General features: G+C 69.0%; 21 protein-coding genes. 3 read left to right on the top strand and 18 right to left on the bottom strand.

The genetic code is table 11. The features are described 5' to 3' along the window. Window positions 1–135 precede the first annotated feature (135 nt). The 8 genes from WFG93_RS05325 to WFG93_RS05290 are packed head-to-tail and all read right to left on the bottom strand — an operon-like array spanning window position 136 to window position 8,812. A complete protein-coding gene (locus WFG93_RS05325; protein ID WP_336645287.1) occupies window positions 136–618 on the bottom strand; it encodes a CinA family protein in 483 nt (160 codons plus the stop codon). After that, a complete protein-coding gene (gene pgsA, locus WFG93_RS05320; protein ID WP_336645286.1) occupies window positions 615–1,190 on the bottom strand; it encodes a CDP-diacylglycerol--glycerol-3-phosphate 3-phosphatidyltransferase in 576 nt (191 codons plus the stop codon). The genes WFG93_RS05325 and pgsA overlap by 4 nt, the downstream gene beginning before the upstream one ends. Beyond that, entirely contained in the window at window positions 1,190–3,949 is a 2,760-nt protein-coding gene (locus WFG93_RS05315; protein WP_336645285.1) for a DNA translocase FtsK, read from the bottom strand. Before WFG93_RS05315 ends, pgsA begins: the two co-directional genes overlap by 1 nt. A gap of 60 nt (window positions 3,950–4,009) precedes the next feature. Further along, window positions 4,010–5,686, bottom strand: a complete 1,677-nt coding sequence (locus tag WFG93_RS05310; RefSeq protein ID WP_336645284.1) for a ribonuclease J — start codon at window positions 5,684–5,686, stop codon at window positions 4,010–4,012. A 59-nt stretch (window positions 5,687–5,745) separates the two neighbouring features. Beyond that, window positions 5,746–6,723 (bottom strand): 4-hydroxy-tetrahydrodipicolinate synthase, encoded by a 978-nt coding sequence (gene dapA / locus WFG93_RS05305; protein ID WP_336645283.1) that lies wholly within the window; start codon window positions 6,721–6,723, stop codon window positions 5,746–5,748. A gap of 43 nt (window positions 6,724–6,766) precedes the next feature. Then, entirely contained in the window at window positions 6,767–7,528 is a 762-nt protein-coding gene (locus WFG93_RS05300; protein ID WP_336645282.1) for an SDR family NAD(P)-dependent oxidoreductase, read from the bottom strand. Window position 7,529: 1 nt separating this feature from the next. Continuing rightward, entirely contained in the window at window positions 7,530–8,006 is a 477-nt protein-coding gene (locus WFG93_RS05295) for a dihydrofolate reductase (protein WP_336645281.1), read from the bottom strand. Continuing rightward, on the bottom strand, window positions 8,003–8,812 hold the full coding sequence (locus WFG93_RS05290) for a thymidylate synthase (RefSeq protein ID WP_336645280.1): 810 nt from the start codon (window positions 8,810–8,812) through the stop codon (window positions 8,003–8,005). The genes WFG93_RS05295 and WFG93_RS05290 overlap by 4 nt, the downstream gene beginning before the upstream one ends. A 103-nt stretch (window positions 8,813–8,915) precedes the next feature. Between WFG93_RS05290 and WFG93_RS05285 the strand changes: the two genes are divergently transcribed. Next, complete coding sequence (locus WFG93_RS05285) at window positions 8,916–9,341, top strand: OsmC family protein (protein WP_336645279.1); 426 nt, start codon at window positions 8,916–8,918, stop codon at window positions 9,339–9,341. Between the two features lie 16 nt (window positions 9,342–9,357). Here the strand turns inward: WFG93_RS05285 and WFG93_RS05280 are convergent, their stop codons facing one another. The 5 genes from WFG93_RS05280 to WFG93_RS05260 all read right to left on the bottom strand — a co-directional run bounded on the left by WFG93_RS05280 (window position 9,358) and on the right by WFG93_RS05260 (window position 14,818). Further along, the gene (locus WFG93_RS05280; RefSeq protein ID WP_336645278.1) at window positions 9,358–9,801 is read right to left on the bottom strand and encodes a hypothetical protein; all 444 of its coding nucleotides are present in this window, start codon (window positions 9,799–9,801) and stop codon (window positions 9,358–9,360) included. Beyond that, window positions 9,798–10,544, bottom strand: a complete 747-nt coding sequence (gene dapB / locus WFG93_RS05275) for a 4-hydroxy-tetrahydrodipicolinate reductase (protein WP_336645277.1) — start codon at window positions 10,542–10,544, stop codon at window positions 9,798–9,800. Before dapB ends, WFG93_RS05280 begins: the two co-directional genes overlap by 4 nt. Before the next feature lie 65 nt (window positions 10,545–10,609). Further along, window positions 10,610–11,212 (bottom strand): histidine phosphatase family protein, encoded by a 603-nt coding sequence (locus tag WFG93_RS05270; protein ID WP_336645276.1) that lies wholly within the window; start codon window positions 11,210–11,212, stop codon window positions 10,610–10,612. A 102-nt stretch (window positions 11,213–11,314) separates the two neighbouring features. Next, on the bottom strand, window positions 11,315–12,340 hold the full coding sequence (locus WFG93_RS05265; protein WP_336645275.1) for an aldo/keto reductase: 1,026 nt from the start codon (window positions 12,338–12,340) through the stop codon (window positions 11,315–11,317). Between the two features lie 210 nt (window positions 12,341–12,550). Next, window positions 12,551–14,818 carry a polyribonucleotide nucleotidyltransferase gene (locus WFG93_RS05260; protein WP_336645274.1) on the bottom strand — a complete coding sequence of 756 codons (2,268 nt, stop codon included), beginning with the start codon at window positions 14,816–14,818 and terminating at the stop codon, window positions 12,551–12,553. A 334-nt stretch (window positions 14,819–15,152) separates the two neighbouring features. Here WFG93_RS05260 and WFG93_RS05255 point away from each other — a divergent pair, with 334 nt between their 5' ends. Next, window positions 15,153–15,326, top strand: a complete 174-nt coding sequence (locus WFG93_RS05255; RefSeq protein WP_336645273.1) for a DUF5302 domain-containing protein — start codon at window positions 15,153–15,155, stop codon at window positions 15,324–15,326. 72 nt (window positions 15,327–15,398) lie between these two features. Here WFG93_RS05255 and WFG93_RS05250 read toward each other — a convergent pair whose 3' ends face one another. Further along, a complete protein-coding gene (locus WFG93_RS05250; protein WP_336645272.1) occupies window positions 15,399–16,043 on the bottom strand; it encodes a CE1759 family FMN reductase in 645 nt (214 codons plus the stop codon). A 1-nt stretch (window position 16,044) separates the two neighbouring features. Then, window positions 16,045–17,262, bottom strand: a complete 1,218-nt coding sequence (locus WFG93_RS05245; RefSeq protein ID WP_336645271.1) for an LLM class flavin-dependent oxidoreductase — start codon at window positions 17,260–17,262, stop codon at window positions 16,045–16,047. Window positions 17,263–17,374: 112 nt separating this feature from the next. Between WFG93_RS05245 and WFG93_RS05240 the strand changes: the two genes are divergently transcribed. After that, the gene (locus tag WFG93_RS05240) at window positions 17,375–18,508 is read left to right on the top strand and encodes an acyltransferase family protein (RefSeq protein WP_336645270.1); all 1,134 of its coding nucleotides are present in this window, start codon (window positions 17,375–17,377) and stop codon (window positions 18,506–18,508) included. Between the two features lie 16 nt (window positions 18,509–18,524). On the opposite strand, the gene efeB is transcribed toward WFG93_RS05240, so the two are convergent. The 3 genes from efeB to efeU are packed head-to-tail and all read right to left on the bottom strand — an operon-like array spanning window position 18,525 to window position 22,004. After that, window positions 18,525–19,784 carry an iron uptake transporter deferrochelatase/peroxidase subunit gene (efeB, locus tag WFG93_RS05235; RefSeq protein ID WP_336645269.1) on the bottom strand — a complete coding sequence of 420 codons (1,260 nt, stop codon included), beginning with the start codon at window positions 19,782–19,784 and terminating at the stop codon, window positions 18,525–18,527. 34 nt (window positions 19,785–19,818) lie between these two features. Next, window positions 19,819–21,051 carry an iron uptake system protein EfeO gene (gene efeO / locus WFG93_RS05230; RefSeq protein ID WP_336645268.1) on the bottom strand — a complete coding sequence of 411 codons (1,233 nt, stop codon included), beginning with the start codon at window positions 21,049–21,051 and terminating at the stop codon, window positions 19,819–19,821. Beyond that, window positions 21,048–22,004: an iron uptake transporter permease EfeU gene (gene efeU, locus WFG93_RS05225; RefSeq protein ID WP_336645267.1), complete on the bottom strand. Its 957-nt coding sequence runs from the start codon at window positions 22,002–22,004 to the stop codon at window positions 21,048–21,050. Before efeU ends, efeO begins: the two co-directional genes overlap by 4 nt. Window positions 22,005–22,057: the final 53 nt, after the last annotated feature.

Genomic DNA, 22,057 nt, shown 5'->3' with positions numbered 1-22,057 from the left:
TCCGAGGGGATGGCCAGTCTAGCCCGACCGGGCGTCGATGAATCTACTGTTTCTCGCTGTGCGTCTGTTGTGAGCGTTGTGCGTGTCGTGAGCAGTGAGGTGGTCACCTCAGGGACAACCACGTCGCGCGCGGCGCTATTCCCGCGCGGCCTGCAGCGCGGCGGCGATGGCGGCATCCCTCGCCTGCGCTCGGATCTGTTCGCGAGAGCCGGTGAAGCGGTGCGCGCGCGTGGTGGTTCCGCTTGGTGCGGACACGCCGATGTGCACGGTGCCGACCGGTTGGCCGTCGGGAGAATCAGGGCCGGCGATGCCGGTCGTCGACACGCCCACGTCGGTCGGGTGGCCGTTGACGGCGAGGGCGCGCCGTACCCCGTCCGCCATCTGCGCGGCGACTCGTGGGTGCACGGGACCGTGCGCGGCGAGCAGGTCGGCGTCCACGCCCAGCAGCGTGTGCTTGATCGCAGTGTCGTAGGCGACCACCGCGCCGCGCAGCGCAGTCGACGCCCCTGGCACCGTGACGATCTCGGCTGCCACCGCTCCGCCGGTGAGCGACTCCGCCACCCCGATCGTCCAGCCCCGTGCCCGCAGCGCGGCGACGAGGTCGGCGGCGGCCGTCATCGCGCGCTCCGTCGGCCGCGCACCTGGGCGACGACGTAGTCGATGCCGCTCGCGACCGTCAGCACGAGGGCGATGACCATCAGCACCTGGGTGACGGCGGTCCACAGGTCCAGACCGACCCAGACCTGCAGTGGCAGCAGCGCCCACGACAGCGCGACCGCCTGCACGGCGGTCTTGATCTTGCCCATCCAGGCCGCGGCGACGACGTGCTCGCTGACGATCATGAACCGGTGCACGGTGATGCCCCACTCGCGGACGAGGATGACGATCACGATCCACCAGGGCACCTCGACCAGCACGGCCAGACCGATGAATCCTGCGCCGGTGAGCAGCTTGTCGGCGATGGGGTCCCAGAGCTTGCCGAAGTCGCTGACGATGTCGTGACGCCGTGCGAGATAGCCGTCCACCCAGTCCGTGGAGATGGCCACGACGAACAGGATGCCGGCGACCCAGCGCAGGGTGGGGTTCTGCGCGCCGAACGTGCCTGCTGCGAGCAGCAGCACGAAGAAGACGAGCGCGAGAGGGATGCGGGCGATCGTGATCGCGTTGGGAAGCTGGCGCGGGATGGCCATCAGTCGCGCCCCGTCAGTCCCCAGGCGTCTTCATCGCCGTCGTCCTCGCTCTCCACGACAGGCAGTCCGTCGAACTGCCGCGACACCGCGTCGGATCCGTACGGGTCGTCTCCGGCTGCAGACGGCCCGGGCACGGCAGAACTCGCCGACGACGCGGAGTGTGCGGAGGCAGACGGCGCGTCCTCGCCGCGCAGCTTAGCCAGCACCGCGGGCAGCTGCTCGGAGGTGACCAGCACGTCGCGCGCCTTCGATCCCTCGGAGGGCCCGACGATCTCGCGCGACTCGAGCAGATCCATCAGGCGTCCCGCCTTCGCGAAGCCGACGCGCAGCTTGCGCTGCAGCATCGAGGTGGAGCCGAACTGCGAGGACACGATGAGCTCGGCGGCGGCGAGCAGCAGCTCGAGGTCGTCGCCAATGTCCTCGTCGACCTCCTTCTTCTTCGACTCCGCCGACTCCTGCACGTCGGGCCGGTACTCCGGCCGCGCCTGCTGGGTCACGTGCTTGACGACCGCCGAGATCTCGCTCTCGTCGACCCACGCACCCTGCAGACGGAACGGCTTCGACGAGCCCATGGGCGAGAAGAGCGCGTCGCCCTGGCCGATCAGCTTGTCCGCGCCCGGAGCGTCGAGGATGACCCGGCTGTCGGTGACGCTGGTGACCGCGAACGCGAGACGCGACGGCACGTTGGCCTTGATCAGTCCAGTCACCACGTCCACGCTCGGACGCTGCGTGGCGAGCACCAGGTGGATGCCGGAGGCGCGGGCGAGCTGGGTGATGCGGACGATGGAGTCCTCGACGTCGCGCGGTGCGACCATCATCAGGTCGGCGAGCTCGTCGACCACCACCAGCAGATACGGGTACGGCTTGAGCACCCGCTCGCTGCCCACCGGAACCTCGACCTCGCCGGCGCGGACCGCCTTGTTGAAGTCGTCGATGTGCCGGAAGCCGAACGACGCGAGGTCGTCGTAGCGCATGTCCATCTCCTTCACGACCCACTGCAGCGCCTCCGCCGCCTTCTTGGGGTTCGTGATGATGGGGGTGATGAGGTGCGGCACGCCCGCGTAGTTGGTGAGCTCCACGCGCTTGGGGTCGATCAGCACCATGCGCACATCAGCCGGGCGAGCCCGCATGAGCAGGCTGGTGATCATCGAGTTGACGAAACTGGACTTTCCCGATCCCGTCGAGCCGGCCACGAGCAGGTGGGGCATCTTCGCGAGGTTCGCGACGACGATGTTGCCCCCGACGTCCTTGCCCACGCCGATGGTCAGCGGATGGGTGCTCTTCTGCGCGGCGGTCGAGCGCAGCACGTCACCCAGCGCCACCGTTTCTTTGTCCACGTTCGGGATCTCGATGCCGATCGCGCTCTTGCCCGGGATCGGGGACAGGATGCGCACGTCGTTGGAGGCCACCGCGTAGGCGAAGTTGTTGCTCAGCTGCAGAATCTTCTCGACCTTGACGCCGTGGCCCACCTCGACCTCGTACTGCGTGACCGTCGGGCCGCGCGAGAAGCCCGTCACCTTCGCGTCGACCTTGAACTGCTCGAGCACGCTGGTGATCTGCTCGATCGTGCGGTCAGTGGCATCCGAGCGCACGACGGGCGGCGGGCCGGACTTCAGCACAGCCGTCGAGGGGAGCACGTACGGCGCGGACGGAGCCAGCATGCCCTTCTCGCCCGGGCCGTCGGTGCCGAAGCCGTCGAAACCGGGCAGCTCGCCCGTCGAGCCGGAGTCGTCGAGCAGGGCCGTGCTGCTCTGCTCGCCGAGCAGACCGGTGAGAGCGCTGACGTCCGAGAGCACCTCGGTGGCCGCGTCGCGGGGCGACGGCTCGTCGTCGACGATGACCGCCTGGTCGTATGCGGTCTTCTGGGCGGGCTCGTCGAAGAGGGCCGTGATCGCCTGCGAGTCCACCCCGTCGTCGGGTGTCTCCTCGCGTCCGCTCTTGTTGCGCCGCCACCAGGGCAGCGCGTCGTCCTTCTCGTCGGCCTCTGACGCGCCGACCTCCACCGGCGCCGCGCGCAGCGGGCGCTCCGCCCCGAACATCCACGCGTACAGGTCGCCGAGGCGTTCGCCGATGCGGTTGGGCGGCGTCTTGGTGAGGATGAGGATGCTGAGGGCGGCGAGCAGCCCCAGCACGACGAAGGCGACGACGGGCGTGAGGAACGCCAGCGGCTCGCCCAGCATCCAGCCGAACAGTCCGCCGGCGGCACTCAGCTGCGGCATCCCGTCGCGTGGCTGGGGGCGCACGCCCGCACCGCTCGTGCCGGAGGCGACATGGCAGATTCCCGCGACGGTGAGCACGAAGAGCCCGAAGCCGATCCCGATGCGGCCGTTGTCGTGCACGGAGGACGGATGGCGGAACAGCCATCCCGCCAGCAGCAGCAGCAGCACCGGCAGCACGAACGCCGTGCGACCGAGCAGACCGCCCCAGGTGTAGGCGCTGATGTTCGCCGCGACCGCGTCGCCGATGAAGAACCACTCGTCGACCGCTCCGGCGACGGCGAGCAGCACCAGGAGGAACGGGAAGCCGTCGCGGCGGTCGTCCTTCTGCAGCGACTCGGGCCCGAACGCCCGGAACAGGCCGCCTACTGCGTGCGCGACGCCGAGCCACATCCGCACCGCCACCGGCGGGCGGTCGGCCTGATCGATGTACTTCTTCGGCGCCGGAGCCGCTTTCGCGCTCGAGCGCGCCGTCGTCTGCCGCTTCGGGCGCGACGAGGCGCTCTCGGACGCGCGCTCGGACTTGGTGGTGCTCCTGGCCATGCCCTCCACGCTACGGCTGACCGGCGACATCCGCGCGCAATGACGCGGCTTTGCCCGGTATCAGGCCTCGATCACGAGGGGAACGATCATCGGGCGCCGGCGCAGCTTCTGGTTGACCCAGCGCCCGATCGTCCGGCGGATGATCTGCGAGAGCGCGTGGTTGTCGCGGACGCCGTTGCGCGCGGCGTCCTCGAGCGCGGCCACGATGCGCGGCGTGATGTCGTCGAAGACGGAGTCGTCCTCCGCGACACCGCGCGCGTGGATCTCCGGACCGGAGATGATGCGGCCGGTCGAGGAGTCCACGACCACGATGATCGAGACGAAGCCCTCCTCACCGAGGATCCGGCGGTCCTTGAGGTCGGCGTCCGTGATCCCGCCGACGGTCGAGCCGTCGACGTACACGAAGCCGATGTCGAGCTGGCCGGCGACTCGCGCCACGCCGTCGCGGAGATCGATGATGGTGCCGTTGCCGCCGACGATCGTGCGCTCCTCGGGAACGCCGGTGGCCTGAGCGAGTTTCGCGTTCGCGATCAGGTGGCGGTATTCGCCGTGCACGGGGAGCACGTTCTTCGGCTTCAGGATGTTGTAGCAGTAGATGAGCTCGCCGGCCGCGGCGTGACCGGACACGTGCACCTGCGCGTTGGCCTTGTGCACGACGTCCGCCCCGAGCTTGGTGAGCCCGTCGATCACCCGGTAGACGGCGTTCTCGTTGCCCGGGATGAGGCTCGAGGCGAGGATGACGGTGTCGCCTTCGCCCGGCTCGATGGCGTGGTCGAGGTTCGCCATGCGGCTGAGCACGGCCATGGGCTCACCCTGCGAGCCGGTCGACATGTACACGATGCGGTCTTCGGGAAGGTCACGCGCCTTCTTGTAGTCGATCAGCACGTTGTCGGGCACCTTGAGATAGCCGAGCTGCTCGGCGATCGTCATGTTGCGCACCATGCTGCGCCCGAGGAAGGCCACCCGGCGGCCGTGGGCATGGGCGGCGTCGATCACCTGCTGCACGCGGTGCACGTGACTGGAGAAGCTCGCGACGATCACGCGCCGGCGTGCCTTGCCGATCACCTGCTCGAGCACCGGCCCGATCGATCGCTCGGTGGGCGTGAAGCCGGGGACGTCGGCGTTCGTGGAGTCGACCAGGAAGAGGTCGACTCCCTCCTCGCCCAGGCGCGCGAACGCGCGCAGATCGGTGATCCGGCCATCGAGAGGCAGCTGGTCCATCTTGAAGTCGCCGGTGGCCAGCGCGAGCCCGGCCGGAGTGCGGATGGCGACGGCCAGGGCATCCGGGATCGAGTGGTTGACCGCGATGAACTCCAGATCGAACGGGCCGACCCGCTCGTGCTGGCCCTCCTGCACCGTCAGGGTGAAGGGCTTGATGCGGTGCTCCTTGAGCTTCGCCTCGACGAGAGCGAGCGTGAGCCCCGACCCGATCAGGGGGATGTCCTGCTTCAGACGCAGCAGGTACGGCACGGCGCCGATGTGGTCCTCGTGCCCGTGGGTGAGCACGACGCCCACGACATCGTCGAGGCGGTGCTTGATGGGCTCGAAGTCCGGGAGGATCAGATCGACGCCGGGCTGGTGCTCCTCGGGGAAGAGCACGCCGCAGTCGACGATGAGGATCTTGCCCTCGTACTCGAACGTGGTCATGTTGCGACCGACCTCGCCCAGACCGCCCAGCGGGGTGACCCGCAGGGTTCCGGGGGCGAGCGGTTCGGGAGCGGCGAGGGGGAAGGACATTCAGTCTCCTCAGGCGGGCACGCAGTGCCCGTTCGTTTCGTGTCGTTGCGCGGAAGCGCTCATCGGGTGGTGCCGTGCACCTTGGGAAGTGCGCCGCCGGCGGCCGCGTTGCGGTCGGGGCGGAAGTTCGAGAAGTCGGCTCCGGGGACGTCCTTGATGAGCGCCAGCTCGTCCTCGATGAGGGCGGCCTCCCACTCCTCCGGCCCGACCAGGGGCAGACGCACGCGAGGGCTGTTGATGCGGCCCAGTCCGTGCAGGATGTACTTGGCCGCCACCGTGCCCGGCACGTGCGTCATCGCCGCGCGGACGAGCGGCTCCAGTCGGCGGTGCGCGGCTGTCGCGGCGGCGAGGTCGCCGCGGTTCACGGCGTCGACGATGGTGCGGTAGGGCGCCGAGGTGATGTTGGCGGTCACGCCGATCATGCCCGTGGCGCCGATCGAGAGGTGCGGGAGCACGTTGGAGTCGTCGCCGGAGAAGTACATCAGATCCGTCTGGTTGAGCACGCGGCTGACCTCGCTGAAGTCGCCCTTGGCGTCCTTCACGGCGAGGATGTTGGGGTGATTCGCCAGGCGCAGGATCGTCTCGTACTTGATCGGCACGCCGGTGCGACCGGGGATGTCGTAGAGGATGACCGGCAGGTCGGTGGCGTCGGCGACGAGGCGGAAGTGCGTGAGGATGCCGGCCTGGGTCGGCTTGTTGTAGTAGGGCGTGACGATCATGATGCCGTCGGCGCCGGCCTTCTCGCTCGCCTTGTACAGCTCGATGGCGTGCGCGGTCTCGTTGGAGCCTCCGCCGGTGATGATCTTCGCGCGTCCGGCGGAGACGTCCTTGCCGACCTCGACCAGTCGGATCTTCTCGTCGTCGGTGAGGGTGGAGGTCTCACCGGTCGTGCCGGTGACCACGATCCCGTCGGCCCCATCGCTGATGACGCGGTCCATGTGATTCTCGGTCGCGGGCCAGTCGACCTCGCCGTCGGCGGTCATCGGGGTGACCAGCGCGACGAGAACCTGTCCGAAGGGATTTTCCGCGTGCGTCATCCTCTCAGCGTAGCGTTTCGAGTGCGCGGGCCGGCACCGCGCGTCACACTCGGCCGCGGCGCGCGACGCGCGAGGTGAGCGCGGGGGGCAGCAGACCGGCGAGAGCCACGATCAGCTTGTAGCGCAGTGACGGGATCGACACCGCCCGGCCCCGCGCCGCATCACGCAGCCCCTCTCGCACGACCTGCGGCGCATCCAGCCACATCAGCGCCGGCACGCCCTCCTGCCCGGCCGGCAGCCCCATGCGCTCGTGGAAGCTGGTGTGCGTGAAACCGGGGCACAGCGCGGTGACGCTGACGCCGTCGCGGGCGTACTCCGCGTTCGCCCATCGGCTGAACCCGATGAGCCACGCTTTGCAGGCGGAGTAGGTGGAGCGGGAGATGAAGCCGGCGACGGAGGCGACGTTGATGATCCGCCCGCCGCGCCCGCGCATGGCGCGGATCGCCGCGTGCATGAGGCGCATCGACGCCTCGACGTGCACGCGCAGGTGACGCACCTCGTCGTCGATGTCGTTGTCGGCGAACTGCAGGGGCAGCCCGAATCCGGCGTTGTTCACGAGCAGGTCGATCGGATGCGCTGCGTCGGCCACCCGCTCGGCCACCCGCTGCACCTCCTCCTCGACCGCCAGGTCCGCGGTCAGCACCTCGATGTGCACCCCGTGCGCGCGGCGCAGCTCCGTCGCCAGGCGCTCCAGGGCGTCTGCCCCTCGCGCGACGAGGACCAGGTCGGCTCCGCGGGCCGCCAGCTGGTGGGCGAACTCCGCGCCCAGCCCGGCGCTGGCGCCGGTGATCAGTGCAGCGGGCATGTCAGCGCTCGTATCCCTTGAATCGGTAGCGGATGCCGGTGCGGGAGGTGTGCCACTCCCCCGCCTCGGCGAGACGCCATCCGTCGATGGGAGGAGCATAGGCATCCCCGTCGACCTCGACGTCGAGCTCGGTGATCTCCAGCCGATCGGCGTCGTCGATCACCTGACGGAAGATCTCGCCCCCGCCGATGATCCAGACGCGGTCGCTTCCGCGGATGGCATCGTCGATGGTCGCCGCCGGGCGCGCACCCTCGGCGCTCCAGTCGGGCTGGCGGGTGACGACGATGTTCTCGCGACCCGGCAGGGGCCGGAACCGCGCGGGGAGCGATTCCCAGGTGCGCCGCCCCATCACGACCGGCGTGGTGCTGGTGACCTCGCGGAAGTGCGCCAGATCCTCGGGGACGTGCCAGGGCATGCCGCCGTCGGCACCGATCACCCCGCCGTGCGCCTGCGCCCAGATGAGCCCGATCCAGCTCATACCGCCACCGCCGCGCGGATGGCCGGATGGTGCTGATAGCCCTCCACGACGAAGTCCTCGTAGCGGTAGTCGAGGATCGATTCCGGAGTGCGGGCGAAGCGCAGGGTGGGGTACGGGTAGGGATCGCGGCGCAACTGCTCGCGCACCTGCTCGAGGTGGTTGTCGTAGATGTGGCAGTCGCCGCCGGTCCACACGAAGTCCCCCGGCTGCAGCCCGGTCTGCTGGGCGACCATGAGGGTGAGCAGCGCGTACGAGGCGATGTTGAAGGGCACGCCGAGGAATAGGTCCGCGCTGCGCTGATACAGCTGACACGACAGGCGCCCGTCGGCGACATAGAACTGGAAGAGCGCGTGGCAGGGTGCCAGGGCCATGTCGGGGATGTCCGCGGGGTTCCAGGCCGACACGATCAGGCGCCGTGAATCCGGGGTCGCGCGGATCTGCTCGATCACCTGGGAGAGCTGGTCGATCCGCTCCCCGTCTGGTGCCGGCCATGAGCGCCACTGCACGCCGTAGACCGGACCGAGATCGCCGTCGGCATCCGCCCACTCGTCCCAGATGCTCACTCCGTGCTGCTGCAGCCAGCGCACGTTGGAGTCGCCGCGGAGGAACCAGAGCAGCTCATACGCGATCGACTTGAAGTGCACCCGCTTGGTGGTGATCAGCGGGAAGCCGGCGGACAGATCGAAGCGGATCTGCCGCCCGAAGACACTGGTGGTGCCGGTGCCGGTGCGATCGTCCTTGTGCGTACCGTGCGCGAGCACGTCGCGGAGCAGATCTTCATACGGCGTGGGCACGGCTGCACTCATGCCGACAACGATACCCGCGGTACCGCCCGGAGGTCGCGCTGTATAGGCTGGCGACGCGGCGCGAACCCGCGTCGTTCCGCGACATGCGACCCTCGGAGGAACAATGACCGTCACCAGCGAAGCCGCCACCACCTGGACCGGATCCCTGATGGAGGGCTCGGGCACCGTCGCGTTCTCGAGCTCGAACCTCGGCACCTTCCCGATCGACTGGAAGGCGCGCAGCGAGGGCTCCGACACCACCACCACTCCCGAGGAGCTGATCGCCGCCGCGCACGCATCGTGCTTCAGCATGGCGCTCTCGAACGCGCTGGCGGAGAACGGCACCCCGCCGGAGCGCGTGAACACCTCTGCCTCGGTGACCTTCAAGCCCGGGACCGGCATCACCGGGAGCCACCTGAACGTGAACGCCACCGTTCCCGGCATCACTCCGGAGAAGTTCCAGGAGATCGCCGAGGACGCCAAGGCGAACTGCCCGGTCTCGCAGGCGCTCGCGGGCATCGAGATCACCCTCGAGGCCAGCCTCGCCTGATCGGCTGAGCAGGACGTCAGGGCCGGTGCCCCGCGAGGCGGATCGCCTCGCGGATGCTGGCTCTGGCGTCCTTGCGCAGTCCGGCGGCATCCTGCACCACACCCAGCCGGTACCGGGCGCGCCAGTCCGCAGGTGCTGCCTCGGCTTCCGCGGCGTAGCGGGAGAGAAGCGGACCCACATCCTGGGCGCGCAGGCGGCCACTGGGCCGCAGCTCGGCCGGTGCCGGTGGCATCCCGCCGTCCGCGTTGAGAGCACGACCCAGACGGTCCGCGCCGAAGCCGAACACCAGTTCTCGCAGGAGCGCCCAGCCGCCGAGCGGGGCGAGCACTATCAGCGCGATCCCCATGCCGATCGAGACGGGCGTGCCGACGGCGAAGAACATCACTGCCAGCCAGCCGGCGACGACGATGTACAGCAGCAGGGCCGCACCCATCACCGCCACGCCGATGCGCGAGGTCACGAGTGGGTCCGGATGCCGATGTCGATCATGTTCTCCAGGCCGACGACGACACCGCGCGCGTCGCGGGTGAACGGCAGCGCCAAGCGGATGCCGGGAGCGTAGGCGGCCGCCGAGTCCACGGTGTCGTGCACGATCGAGAGCGACTCCCCCGGTCCGGACAGGACGACCTCCTGCTTGGCGATCACCCCCGGCCTGCGCAGGGAGTGCAGCGGGATCCCCGCCACCTGCTGTCCCCGCGCGCGCTGGTCGACATGCGGTGCCTGGAAAGGTCCCTGCGTGTGGCGCGCTGCCATCATCAGCTCGGCGGTGCGCACTGCCGTCCCGCTGGGCGAGTCGATCTTGCGGTCGTGATGGGCCTCGACGATCTCCGCGGAGGGGAAGAACGGCGCGGCGGCAGCGGCGAGTGCCGTGCCGAGGGCGGAGCCGAGCGAGAAGTTGGGGATGAAGACGGCGCCGGTGCCGCTGCTGTCCACGAGGGGCCGCACCAGCGCGATCCGCTCCTGCGACCATCCCGACGTGCCGACCAGCACGTTGATGCCGCGCTCGACAGCCGCCCGCACGACCTCCACGCTCACTGCAGGAGTGGACGCATCGACCACGAGGTCGGCACCCGTCATCTCATCGAGATCGCTCCCCGAGCCGAGCACCGTGCGCACCTCGAAACCGTCCAGATCGTCGATGACGCCATGGATGATGCGTCCCAGCGAGCCTGTACCGCCGACAAGGGCAACCTGAGTGGTCATGCCCCCAGTCTAGATTCGCACCGCTTCCGCCACTGACGCCGTGTCGCAGTGCGCACACCCGCGCGTCAGACCAGCGCGCCTTCGGGCAGACCGGTGCGCAGCTCCATGGGCAGATGCCCGAGATCGTTGTGCGTGAGCAGCGTCCAGGGGCGCCCCTGCTTCTGCGCGATCACGCTGAGACCGCAGTGCCCCTGATTCAGGGTCATCCACCGCCAGTCCGGAGCTCCGAGCACCTCACGGACGAACCAGGAGATGACGAAGTTGTGCGTGATGAGCACCTCGTGCACATCGCCGTTGCGCCGTCTGAGGAATTCGCCGACGGCATCCGCCATCTGCGCCGAGCCCGCCTCGATCTCCGCATCGCTGACCGAGCCGAAGAACGGCTCGTACACCGCGGGGACGTCCTCGGTCGGGCCGCTGGGCACGCAATCGAACAGCAGCGCCGAGGGAACCGGGTCGACCGAGGGCAGGCGAGCCGCGACCGCGCGCGCGGTCTCGGCCGCCCGCAGCAGCGGCGAATGCCAGACGGCATCCAGCGGCAGCCCCGACAGGCGGTCGGCGATGAGCTCGGCCTGGCGCTGTCCTCGCGGTGAAAGGGGTCCATCGTCGACGCCGTGTTCGGCATCCTGATGTTCGCCGTGTCTGACCAGATATATGTAATGCGTCACTGCCCGCTCAATTCATCCCCACCGCGTCGGAGGGTCGCCTCCAGCTTAGGTCACGGCACCGACGTGGCCGCCTGCTCACCCGCGTGGCGCGCGGATCCGCGGTCACTCTCCGGCGCGGGTGAGATCGGCGATCTGGGAACGCAGCAGCGACACTCCGGCGCCCTGCATGAGCTCTTCCACGTGGTGCGGGGCGAAGGCGTTGACGATGGGGGCGACGACCGTGCGCTGGGCCAGCAGCCAGGCGATCGACACCGCGGCGACCGGCACCGACAGCTCGGCGGCGATGCGGTCGAGGGCCCGCAGCACTCGGATCCCCCGTCGGTTCAGATTGCCCTTCATCTGCTCTGCTCGAACGCCACCGGTCGATGACCGGCGTCTGTGCGTACCCGAGAGGAAGCCGTGCTCGAGCGCGTGCGAGGGGGTGACGGCCAGGTTCTGCGCCGCGGCGACCAGGCGCAGATCCCCCTCCAGCCCGCGGCGGCGCAGCAGGTTGTAGGGCTCATCGACGACCTCGATGCGGGGGTACCCGGCGGAGGCGAGGATGCGGGCCTCGACCAGGCGTTCCGGCGTGAACCGGAACGCGCCCACCGCGCGGATCTTGCCGGCGTCGCGCAGCCACTCCACGGTCGCAAGCGTGTCCTCGAGCACGGTGCTCGCGTCGAGCGAGGCATCGAGGTAGAGCACGTCCAGACTGTCCACGCCCAGGCGGGTCAGCGACCCCTCGACGGCGCGCACCAGGTTGACCGACCCCAGGCCGGGGTTGTCGGCGTGTGCGCCGATGCGCACGCTCAGGGCGATGTGCTCACGCAGACCGCGCGCCCGCAGCCAGCGCCCGATGATGTGCTCGCTGCGCCCGCCCGAGAAGCCGTCCGCAGTGTGCACGGCGTTGCCGCCGATCTCCACGTAGCGATCGAGGATCTCGTCGCTGGTGCGCTGATCGACGCTCCAGCCGAACTCCGCGGCGCCGAGCATGAGCGGGAACACCGAGATGCCGGTCTCACCGAGCGGGACGCGGATGCCCTCCCCCACGCCGGGTCCGACGACCGGGATCGGCGCGGAGGGATGCGCGTCGAGCGCCGGAGCGGCGCTGCCCTGCGCATCGGCTGTCCCCGTGCCGAAAAGCTTCACCTGCCACCCCCATGAGCCCTGCAACGCACCCCTGGCGCGTACTTCGAGGGTAGGCGAGGGCGAGCGATCGGCAGGTCACGACAGGGGTACGGAGGGGGAAGTGTTCATAACAGTTCGATCACATCGGATACGAACAGACCCGGGATCGGCGCCACGCGCACGATCCCGGGTCCGGATCAGGGATGCCGATTCACCGGCATCCGAGATGAATCACGCCTCAGCGGTCTCCGACTCACCCTCTGCGGGCGCGTCCTCGATGACCGGCTCGAGCGACAGCTTGCCGCGGTCGTCGATCTTGGTGATCTTCACCAGGATCTTCTGGCCCACCGAGAGCACGTCGTCGACGTTCTCGACGCGCTTGCCACCGGCGAGCTTGCGCACCTCGGTGACGTGCAGCAGGCCGTCCTTGCCGGGAAGCAGCGACACGAAGGCGCCGAAGGTGGCGATCTTCACGACCGTGCCGAGGAACTGCTCGCCGACCTCCGGGTTGGTGGGGTTGGCGATGGCGTTCACCTGAGCGCGGGCGGCCTCGGCCGACGGGCCGTCGACGGCGCCGATGTAGACGGTGCCGTCCTCCTCGATGGAGATCTGCGCACCGGTCTCGTCCTGGATCGCGTTGATCGTCTTGCCCTTGGGCCCGATCAGCTCGCCGATCTTGTCGACCGGGATCTGCACGCTGATCACGCGCGGCGCGGTCGGCGCCATCTCGTCCGGAGCGTCGATCGCCGCGTTCAGCACGTTGAGGATCGTCAGGCGCGCGTCGCGCGCCTGGGTGAGGGCCCCTGCGAGCACCGACGAGGGGATGCCATCGAGCTTGGTGTCGAGCTGGATCGCGGTGACGAACTCGCTCGTACCGGCGACCTTGAAGTCCATGTCGCCCAGCGCGTCCTCGGCGCCCAGGATGTCGGTGAGCGCCGCGTAGCGGGTCTCACCTTCCACCTCATCGGACACGAGGCCCATCGCGATGCCGGCGACGGGTGCGCGCAGCGGCACACCGGCGTTCAGCAGCGACAGGGTCGACGCGCAGACCGAGCCCATCGAGGTCGAGCCGTTCGAGCTCAGCGCCTCGGAGACCTGGCGGATCGCGTAGGGGAACTCCTCACGCGTGGGCAGCACAGGCACGAGGGCGCGCTCGGCGAGGAAGCCGTGCCCGATCTCGCGACGCTTCGGCGACCCGACGCGGCCGGTCTCGCCGGTCGAGTAGGGCGGGAAGTTGTAGTGGTGCAGGTAGCGCTTGCTGGTGATGGGCGACAGCGAGTCGATCTGCTGCTCCATCTTCAGCATGTTCAGCGTGGTGACGCCCAGGATCTGGGTCTCGCCGCGCTGGAAGATCGCCGAGCCGTGCACGCGCGGGATGACCTGCACCTCTGCGTCGAGAGGGCGGATGTCGGCGAGGCCGCGGCCGTCCATCCGAACGCCCTCGGTGAGGATGCGTCCGCGGACGATCTTCTTGGTGACCGACTTGTACGCGGCGGAGAATTCCAGCGGCGCACCGGCAGGCAGCGTGCCGGCCTCGGTGGCCTCGATGAGCTCGGCCTTGACGCGGTCCTTGATCACGTCGTCGGCGTTCTGGCGCTCCTGCTTGTCGGCGATCTGGTAGACGTCGACGAGCTCAGCGTGCGCACGGTCTGCGACGAAGCTGTAGACCTCTTCGCTGTACGGCAGGAAGACCGGGTACACGCCCGGCTCCTTCGACGCCGTGGCGGCGAGCTCGGCCTGAGCCCTGACCAGCTGCGCGATGAACGGCTTGGCGGCCTCGAGGCCCTGCGCGACGATGTCCTCGTCGGGCTTGGTGGCGCCGGCCTTGATCAGGTTCCAGCTGCCCTCCGTGGCTTCGGCCTCGACCATCATGATCGCGACGTCTTCGGAGCCGTCGGCCTTGGTGACGACCCGGCCGGCGACGATCAGGTCGAAGACGGCCTCCGAGACCTGCTCGGCGGTGGGGAACGCCACCCACTGGTCGGCATGCTCGCCGTGACCGGGGATGAACGCGAGGCGCACGCCGGCGATCGGACCCGAGAAGGGCAGACCGGAGATCTGCGTCGACGCGGAGGCTGCGTTGATCGCCAGCGCGTCGTAGTACTCGCCGGGGGCGATCGACAGCACGGTGATCACGATCTGGACCTCGTTGCGCAGGCCGTCGACGAACGACGGGCGCAGCGGACGGTCGATCAGACGGCACACGAGGATGGCCTCGGTGGAGGGACGGCCCTCGCGGCGGAAGAACGAGCCGGGGATCTTGCCGGCGGCGTACGAGCGCTCCTCGACGTCGACCGTCAGCGGGAAGAAGTCGAAGCCTTCGCGCGGGTGCTTGCCCGCGCTGGTGGCCGACAGGAGCATCGTCTCTTCGTCGAGGTAGGCCGCGACCGAGCCCTGAGCCTGCTGGGCAAGGCGTCCGGTCTCGAAGCGGATGGTGCGGGTGCCGAAGCGGCCGTTGTCGAGAACGGCCTCGGTGGCGGTGATTTCAGGACCTTCCAAGAGGTCTCTCCTTCTTTGTTTAGGCTCGCTCACCCGTGTGGCGCGCGAGTTGTCGCGAAGGAGCGGATGCGGACAGATATAAGCGCGCGGGGACCCCCGCCGATCTCGCCTGCGCTGGCCACCAGTAGAAGATCACCCGGCGCCGTGTGCGACGAGGAACCCACCACAGGGGACCAGCTTCTCAGCCGACCGCTCCGTGAATCGATGTGCAGTTGTACGGCGCAGAATGCACCATTGTCGATGGTACCAGTCGGGGCGTCGACGCCGCGTCCACCCGCCGTGGTCGCCCACCCGGCGCCACCGAAGTCCGCTGTCTTCGCCTAGGCTGACGAGCATGAGCGAAGACAAGGCAGTCTCACCCGAGGAGATGAAGCGCAAGTTCAGGGAAGCGCTCGACAAGAAGAACGCGCACAGTCGGAACGGAGAGTCGCACCTGGACGGCGACTCCGCCGTGCATGCCACCCACGCGCCGCAGATGAAGCGCGAGTTCCGCCGCAAGAGCGGCTGAACCGCTTCCGAAGCGATGACGAAGGGCTGCGACAGGAATGTCGCAGCCCTTCGTCATTCACTCCCCCGCGTCTCACTCCCCTGCGAGTCCGCCGAGCATGTGCCCGAATGAGCGCCCGTCGCCGAGGTACGTCGCCGGATCGTACGGGTCGACGACCTCCGCGGCACCGCGCCGGGCGATCGCCTCGGCGAGCTCCTTCGCGCCCTTCTCGACTCGCTTGGCGAGCGGGGCCACCTCATCGCCCCCGCCGCCCCAGTCGCTCGATGCCGCGAACACCCCGGTCGACACGGCCTCGGCGTGCAGGTAGGCGAACAGCGGACGGATCGCATAGTCGATCGCCAGCGAGTGCCGCTGGGTGCCGGCGTTCGCGCCGATGAGCACGGGCTTGCCCGTCAGGGCATCCGGATCGAGCACGTCGATGAACGACTTGAAGAGCCCGGAGTAGCTCGTCGAGAAGATCGGCGTCACGGCGATCAGCGCGTCGGCCGACACGACCGTGTTGATCGCGTTCTCCAGCGCGGGCGGCGCGAAGCCGGTGAGGAGGTTGTTGGTGATGTCGTGCGCGAGGTCGCGCAGCTCGATCACGTCGACCTTCACGTCGATGTCGCGCACGCGCAGCGCCCGCGCGGCCTCCGCCGCGAGGCGGTCGGCGAGCATGCGCGTGGAGGAGGGGTTCGACAGACCCGCCGAGACGACGGCGATGCGGCGCTCGTTCATGTCAGGCACCCTTCCTTCCGAGTCCGAACGACGCACCGACCTCGATCGGCGCGTCCTGGTAGGGCGAGCCGGCGGTGAGGTTGTCGCCCCGGTTCGCCGACGGGCGCGCCTGACGCGAGGGTCCGTCGCCGTACGCGGCCCGCACGCGGGCGGCATGCGTGGGGGCATCCGGAACCGTGGCGGGACGGTTCTCGGCGAGCTCGCGACGCAGCACGGGCACCACTTCACCGCCGAGGATGTCGAGCTGCTCGAGGACCGTCTTCAGCGGCAGCCCGGCGTGGTCGATCAGGAAGAGCTGACGCTGGAAGTCGCCGAAGGCGTCGCGCATGGATGCGTAGCGGTCGATCACCTGCTGCGGAGAGCCGACGGTCAACGGCGTCATCTCGGTGAAGTCCTCCATGCTCGGGCCGTGGCCGTACACCGGAGCGTTGTCGAAGTACGGACGGAACTGCCTCACCGCGTCCTGGGAATCGGCCGCCATGAACACCTGACCTCCGATGCCGACGATGGCCTGCTCGGGCGTGCCGTGACCGTAGTGGGCGTACCGCTGCCGGTACAGCTCGATCAGGCGCTGGTAGTGCTCCTTGGGCCAGAAGATGTTGTTCGCGAAGAAGCCGTCGCCGTAGTACGCGGCCTGCTCGGCGATCTCGGGCGTGCGGATGGATCCGTGCCAGACGAACGGGGCGACACCGTCCAGCGGTCGCGGCGTCGCGGTGAAGCCCTGCAGCGAAGTGCGGAACTTCCCCTCCCAGTCCACGACGTCCTCATCCCACAGCTTGCGCAGCAGGGCGTAGTTCTCGATCGCCAGGGGCAGCCCCTGGCGGATGTCCTTGCCGAACCACGGGTAGACCGGACCAGTGTTGCCGCGACCGAGCATGAGGTCCATGCGGCCATCGGAGACGTGCTGCAGCATCGCGTACTCCTCGGCGATGCGCACGGGGTCGTTGGTGGTGACCAGCGTCGTCGAGGTCGACACGATCAGCCGCTCGGTCTGCGCGGCGACGTGCGCGAGGAACGTGGTGGGGCTCGACGACCAGAACGGCGGGTTGTGGTGCTCCCCGATGGCGAAGACGTCGAGGCCCACCTCTTCGGCGTGCTTGGCGATCGTGGCGGTCGCCTTGATGCGCTCGGCCTCGCTGGGGGTCACGCCGGTGGTCGGGTCCTGCGTGATGTCGCTGACCGACATGATGCCGAACTGGATGCCGCTGTGCTCGTTCACTGTTCACTCCGCTCGGGATGCCATGGGCACCCACCTTATTCACCTGAATGCACTTGTTCCAACACCCGGAGCTCCACACTATTCCCCCTCAGTCAGCCGATAGCCTCGTCCCATGAGCAGTGCCCAGCAGCATCCGCCCGTGACCTCGTCGACCGGCGCCGTCGGACGACCCCGTCGACGGGTGCCGTTCTGGGACAACGCGCGCTTCGCCTGCATCGTTCTGGTCGTGGTCGGTCACGGCACTCAGCGGCTCATCTACGACTCCGACGTCTCGTATGCGTTCTATCTCTGGGTGTATGCGTTCCACATGCCCGCCTTCGCGATCATCTCGGGGTACTTCTCGAAGGCGGGCAGCCCGACCAAGCGGCAGATGGCGCGCGTCATCACCGACATCCTGCTGCCGTATCTCATCTTCGAGGGCCTCTGGGTGCTCACGAAGTGGCTGATCGAGGGGCGCGCGAACCCGAACCCCACCCAGCCGTCGTGGACGCTGTGGTTCCTGCTCGCGCTAGGGATCTTCCGTCTGGTGCTGCCCTACCTCGCACTGCTGCGCTGGCCGCTGGTGTGGACGCTGATCGTCTCGATCGGGGTGGGCTATCTCACCAACATCGACAGCACCTTCTCGCTGTCGCGGACTCTGGGCCTGCTGTTCTTCTTCACCTTCGGGTGGTGGCTGCGCGAGCGCGACATCGTGCGCCGGCTGCACCTCATCGAGTACCGCCCCTGGTGGGTGCGCGCGCTCGCCGCGGCGGTGCTGGCCGGCTGGGCCTTCGTCTGCTGGCGGTGGCTGCCGGTATGGGAGGCCGCGGACCTGCGGCACTGGTTCTTCTACGACGACTCCTACTCGGACCTCGCCGACGACCAGTGGTGGGCGGGCGGTGTGCGACTCGCGCTCATCCTGCTCGCAGTGCTGCTCAGCACCTCGTTCTTCGCGCTGCTCCCGCGGCGGGCGCAATGGTGGACGACGCTCGGGCAGTACACGATGTACGTGTATCTGCTGCACTCCTTCGTGCTGTACCCGTTCCGCGAGTCGGGGGTGCTGCGGGGCCTGAACCCGACATGGATCTGGCTGCCGCTGATCATCGCCGTCTCCGTCGCGATCGCGTTCGCGCTGTCGTCCAAACCGGTGCGCCGGCTGTTCCGCCCGCTCATCGAACCGCGTCCGCGCTGGCTGTTCGCGGACACCGGGCTGGCATCCGGCGCCGATCACCGCAGCGATCCCACCGGATCGCGGCGCAGCGGCTGAGGGAAACTGGGCCGGGTCAGGCGAACAGCGTCGCGCCCACGTACGACCCTGTCTCGGCTCCGCCGGGGATCGCCCAGATGCCGGAGCCGACGTGCTGGATGTACTCGTTGAGCAGGTCGGTGGACAGCCGGCGCTGCAGTGTGACGAACTGCTCGGGGTCGCGCTGGTAGGAGAGGAAGAACAGACCGGCGTCCAGGCGACCGAGCGCGTTGTTGCCGCCGACGTAGTTGAAGCCGCGACGCAGGATCCGCACGCCCCCGTTTGACGACGGGTGCACCAGACGCACATGGCTGTCCGGGTCAAGACCTGACAGCTTGGGCGGCGTCATCTCGGTGCCGCCCGTCAGCGGAGCGCCGTGCGCCTTGTCGCGGCCGAAGATGTTCTCCTGCTCGGCCAGGCGCACCCGGTCCCACGTCTCGATGAGCATCGCGATCTTGCGGGCCACGAGGTAGGAGCCGCCCGCCATCCAGGCGGGTCCGTCGTCGTCGCCGACCCAGACGTGCTCGGCGAGGGCCGCATCGTCCTCGGCGAGGATGTTGGCCGTGCCGTCCTTGAAGCCGAACAGGTTGCGCGGCGTCTGCTGGTCGGCCCTGGTGCGTGACGTCTTGCCGAAGCCGAGCTGCGACCAGCGCAGCTTGGCCCGCCCGAACGCGATGCGGCTGAGGTTGCGCACCGCGTGCACGGCGACCTGCGGGTCGTCGGCGCACACCTGGATGCACAGGTCTCCGCCGGACTGCGCCGGGTCCAGGTCTTCTCCGAGGAATGCGGGCAGCGGCTGCAGTCTCTGCGGACGGCGATCGCGGATGCCGTAGCGATCGCCGTCCTCGTTCTCGAACAGCGTCGGACCGAAGCCGAACGTGATGGTCAGCGCGCTGGCCGGCAGCCCGAGCGCCTCGCCGGTGTCATCCGGCGGCGACTGCGGCGAACCGCCGACGGCGCCCGTCGCGCTGACATCCAGCCCCTGGGTCAGGCGCGCGGCTGCGTAGGTCCAGTCCTGCAGCAGTTCGATGAGGTCGTCACGGTCGGTGCGCGGCATCATGTCGAAGCTGGCGAAGTGCAGCTGCTCCTGCACCTCGGTCGTGATGCCCGCTTGATGCCGGCCGAAGAACTCGTGCGTGACCGGATGGGCCTGCCCGCCGCGGGTGGAGCCGATCGCCACACCGGCACCGCCGGCGAGCAGCAGTGCCGCCGCTCCCCCGCCGCCGGCGAGACCGAGCAGCGCGCGTCGGCTCAGTCCATGACGTGCGGGGGCCTGCTCTTCATGGGGCTCGGACATGCGCTGCTCCGGGTGGGACGGGAAGTGGGTTCGATCAGGCGAGCGCCGTGCCGGTGAGCTGCGAGAGCGGTTCGGCGAGGGCGTTGATGAGATCGATGAGCTCACGCCGGTCGGAGTCGCTGAGCTCGGTGAACGGCACGAAGGCCGCCTTCAGCGAGCCGTGGGCGGCAAGCGCGCCGTCGAGCGCGTCGTAGCCGGCTGAGATCCTCTCCACCAGCGCGGCGCCGTCGTCACCCTTGCCGGTGACGAAGTCGCGCACCAGCGAGAACGCCATCTTCGACCCCTCCACATTGGCGGCGAAGTCATAGAGGTCGGTGTGCGACCACCAGTCCTCCTCGCCGGTGATCTTGCCTGTGGCGACCTCGTCGAGCAGCGCCACCGCGCCGTTCGAGATGCCGGCGATCCCCTGGTCGGAGAGAGTGGCGGTGAACTCCTCGGAGTGCACGTAGTCGAACAGCTCCTGCACGTCGCTCAGCAGCAGATCCCCGTACTCACCGCGTTCAGCGGGTGTGGACGGGGCCCAGTCCTGCCAGGCCGGGGTGGTGCCGTCGGAGTTGAGTGCATCCTTCGCGGGAACCCACAGATCCTTCTCGATGCGGTGGAATCCGGTCCACTCCAGGCCCTCGGCCCTGGCATCCACCTCTCGGTAATCGATGCGCGGGTCGAGGTCGCCCAGCGCCTCGGCCACGGGCTCGATGCGCTCGTAGGAGGCGCGGGTGAGCGGGAACAGCGCCCTGGCCTTCTCGTCGTCGCCGGCGATGTACGCGGCGACCAGGTCCTCCACCGCGGGCACCAGCGCGCCGGCCTGATCCTTGACGAACGCGGCGTAGAGGTCGACAGCCTTCTGCTTCCGCTCGGCGTCGGGCCCGTCGATCGCCACCTTGTCACCGGAGACAGTGAAGGCCGCTCGTCCCACGCCCTCGCCGATCATGCCCGGCTTGCACACCGTGTAGTACTCCCCGGGCTGGGCGACGACGGTGAGCGTGCGCGATGCGGCGGGCGCGATGTTCTCGACCTCACCCACGATGCGCAGCCCGTCCTCCGCGAGCAGGTAGAACTCGGTGACCTTATCGCCGTCATTGGTCACCTCGAAGGTGAGCGTGCCGCTCGTGGCCTGGCCGGTCGAGACCGCGCACTCGCTGTCGGTCGACGACACGGTGAAGGATGCCGCAGGATCGGCGGACTGCTTGGCCACGCAACCGCTGAGAGCGGTCACGGCGATGGCGCCGAGCGCGAGGGCGCTCAGCGTGCGGGATGCGGTGGTCATGCTGCTCCAGATGAGTTGGTCACGAGTTCTTCGCGCGGGGCCGCCGACGAAGACGCGGAAGCCGAAGCGGATCGGGGGGCGCGCGAGCGGGTGAGCCCGCGAACGAAGAAGGTGCCGACGACGGCCATGTACAGCACCCATGCGATGACCTGCAACCAGGTCATGTGCGGCATGAAGCCGACCGTCGCCTGCAGGATGCTCGCCCAGGCACCGCCCGGGGCGATCACGGCGGTGGCGTCGAATGCCCAGCCGAAGGGGAAGCCGGCCAGCCCGGTGAGCACCGCGCCGGTCAGGGCGTCCGTCGGCGCGGCGGCGGTGAACGGACCGCCGAGCACGCCGGCCTCCTGCAGATCCATCACGGCGTACGCCAGCACGCCGGCGGCGACGATGACGAGGAATCCGCCCGTCCAGGCGAAGAACCGCTTGAGATCGAGCCGCACGGCGCCGCGCGCGAGCAGCCAGCCGACGACGACTGCCATGAGCAGCCCCAGCAGCGCACCCAGCAGCGACTGCGGCGCGTTGCCGAAGGACTGCACCATCGACCACAGCAGCAGCGTGGTCTCGATCCCCTCGCGGGCCACCGACACGAACCCCACCGCGATCAGCGCCCACAGGCTCCCGTGCGCGAGGGCGCGATCGACACCGCCCTGCAGGTTCGACTTCATCGTGTGGCCGGCCTTCTGCATCCAGAAGATCATCCAGGTCACCATGCCCACGGCCACCAGCGACAGCGAGCCGCCGATGATCTCCTGAGCCTCGCTGGTGAGCGCGTAAGCGCCGAAGGTGAGCACGGCACCGATCCCCAGCGCGAGGGCGATGGCGAGCCCGATGCCGATCCACATGCGTCCCAGCACGTCGGCACGGCCGAGCCGGCGGATGTACGCCACCAGGATGCCTACGACGAGGGCGGCTTCGAGGCCTTCGCGGAGGCCGATGAGGAGCGCTGCGAACACGGGATTCGATTCTGCCGACGGATCGGTAAGGGGTGCCTTACCTAAGCAACTCT

It is taken from the genome of Microbacterium sp. USHLN186 (genome assembly GCF_037145155.1).
Classification (GTDB): Bacteria; Actinomycetota; Actinomycetes; order Actinomycetales; family Microbacteriaceae; genus Microbacterium.
Note: the sequence above shows the minus strand (reverse complement) of the source record. Positions and strands in the feature narration are given on the sequence as shown.

Coding starts and splice junctions, on each gene's coding strand:
- efeO (WP_336645268.1), bottom strand. CDS start 21,051: ATGACCACCGCATCCCGCACGCTGAGCGCCCTCGCGCTCGGCGCCATC.
- pgsA (WP_336645286.1), bottom strand. CDS start 1,190: ATGGCCATCCCGCGCCAGCTTCCCAACGCGATCACGATCGCCCGCATC.
- WFG93_RS05315 (WP_336645285.1), bottom strand. CDS start 3,949: ATGGCCAGGAGCACCACCAAGTCCGAGCGCGCGTCCGAGAGCGCCTCG.
- WFG93_RS05240 (WP_336645270.1), top strand. CDS start 17,375: ATGAGCAGTGCCCAGCAGCATCCGCCCGTGACCTCGTCGACCGGCGCC.
- WFG93_RS05310 (WP_336645284.1), bottom strand. CDS start 5,686: ATGTCCTTCCCCCTCGCCGCTCCCGAACCGCTCGCCCCCGGAACCCTG.
- WFG93_RS05285 (WP_336645279.1), top strand. CDS start 8,916: ATGACCGTCACCAGCGAAGCCGCCACCACCTGGACCGGATCCCTGATG.
- efeB (WP_336645269.1), bottom strand. CDS start 19,784: ATGTCCGAGCCCCATGAAGAGCAGGCCCCCGCACGTCATGGACTGAGC.
- dapA (WP_336645283.1), bottom strand. CDS start 6,723: ATGACGCACGCGGAAAATCCCTTCGGACAGGTTCTCGTCGCGCTGGTC.
- dapB (WP_336645277.1), bottom strand. CDS start 10,544: ATGACCACTCAGGTTGCCCTTGTCGGCGGTACAGGCTCGCTGGGACGC.
- WFG93_RS05295 (WP_336645281.1), bottom strand. CDS start 8,006: ATGAGCTGGATCGGGCTCATCTGGGCGCAGGCGCACGGCGGGGTGATC.
- WFG93_RS05255 (WP_336645273.1), top strand. CDS start 15,153: ATGAGCGAAGACAAGGCAGTCTCACCCGAGGAGATGAAGCGCAAGTTC.
- WFG93_RS05325 (WP_336645287.1), bottom strand. CDS start 618: ATGACGGCCGCCGCCGACCTCGTCGCCGCGCTGCGGGCACGGGGCTGG.
- WFG93_RS05250 (WP_336645272.1), bottom strand. CDS start 16,043: ATGAACGAGCGCCGCATCGCCGTCGTCTCGGCGGGTCTGTCGAACCCC.
- WFG93_RS05290 (WP_336645280.1), bottom strand. CDS start 8,812: ATGAGTGCAGCCGTGCCCACGCCGTATGAAGATCTGCTCCGCGACGTG.
- WFG93_RS05300 (WP_336645282.1), bottom strand. CDS start 7,528: ATGCCCGCTGCACTGATCACCGGCGCCAGCGCCGGGCTGGGCGCGGAG.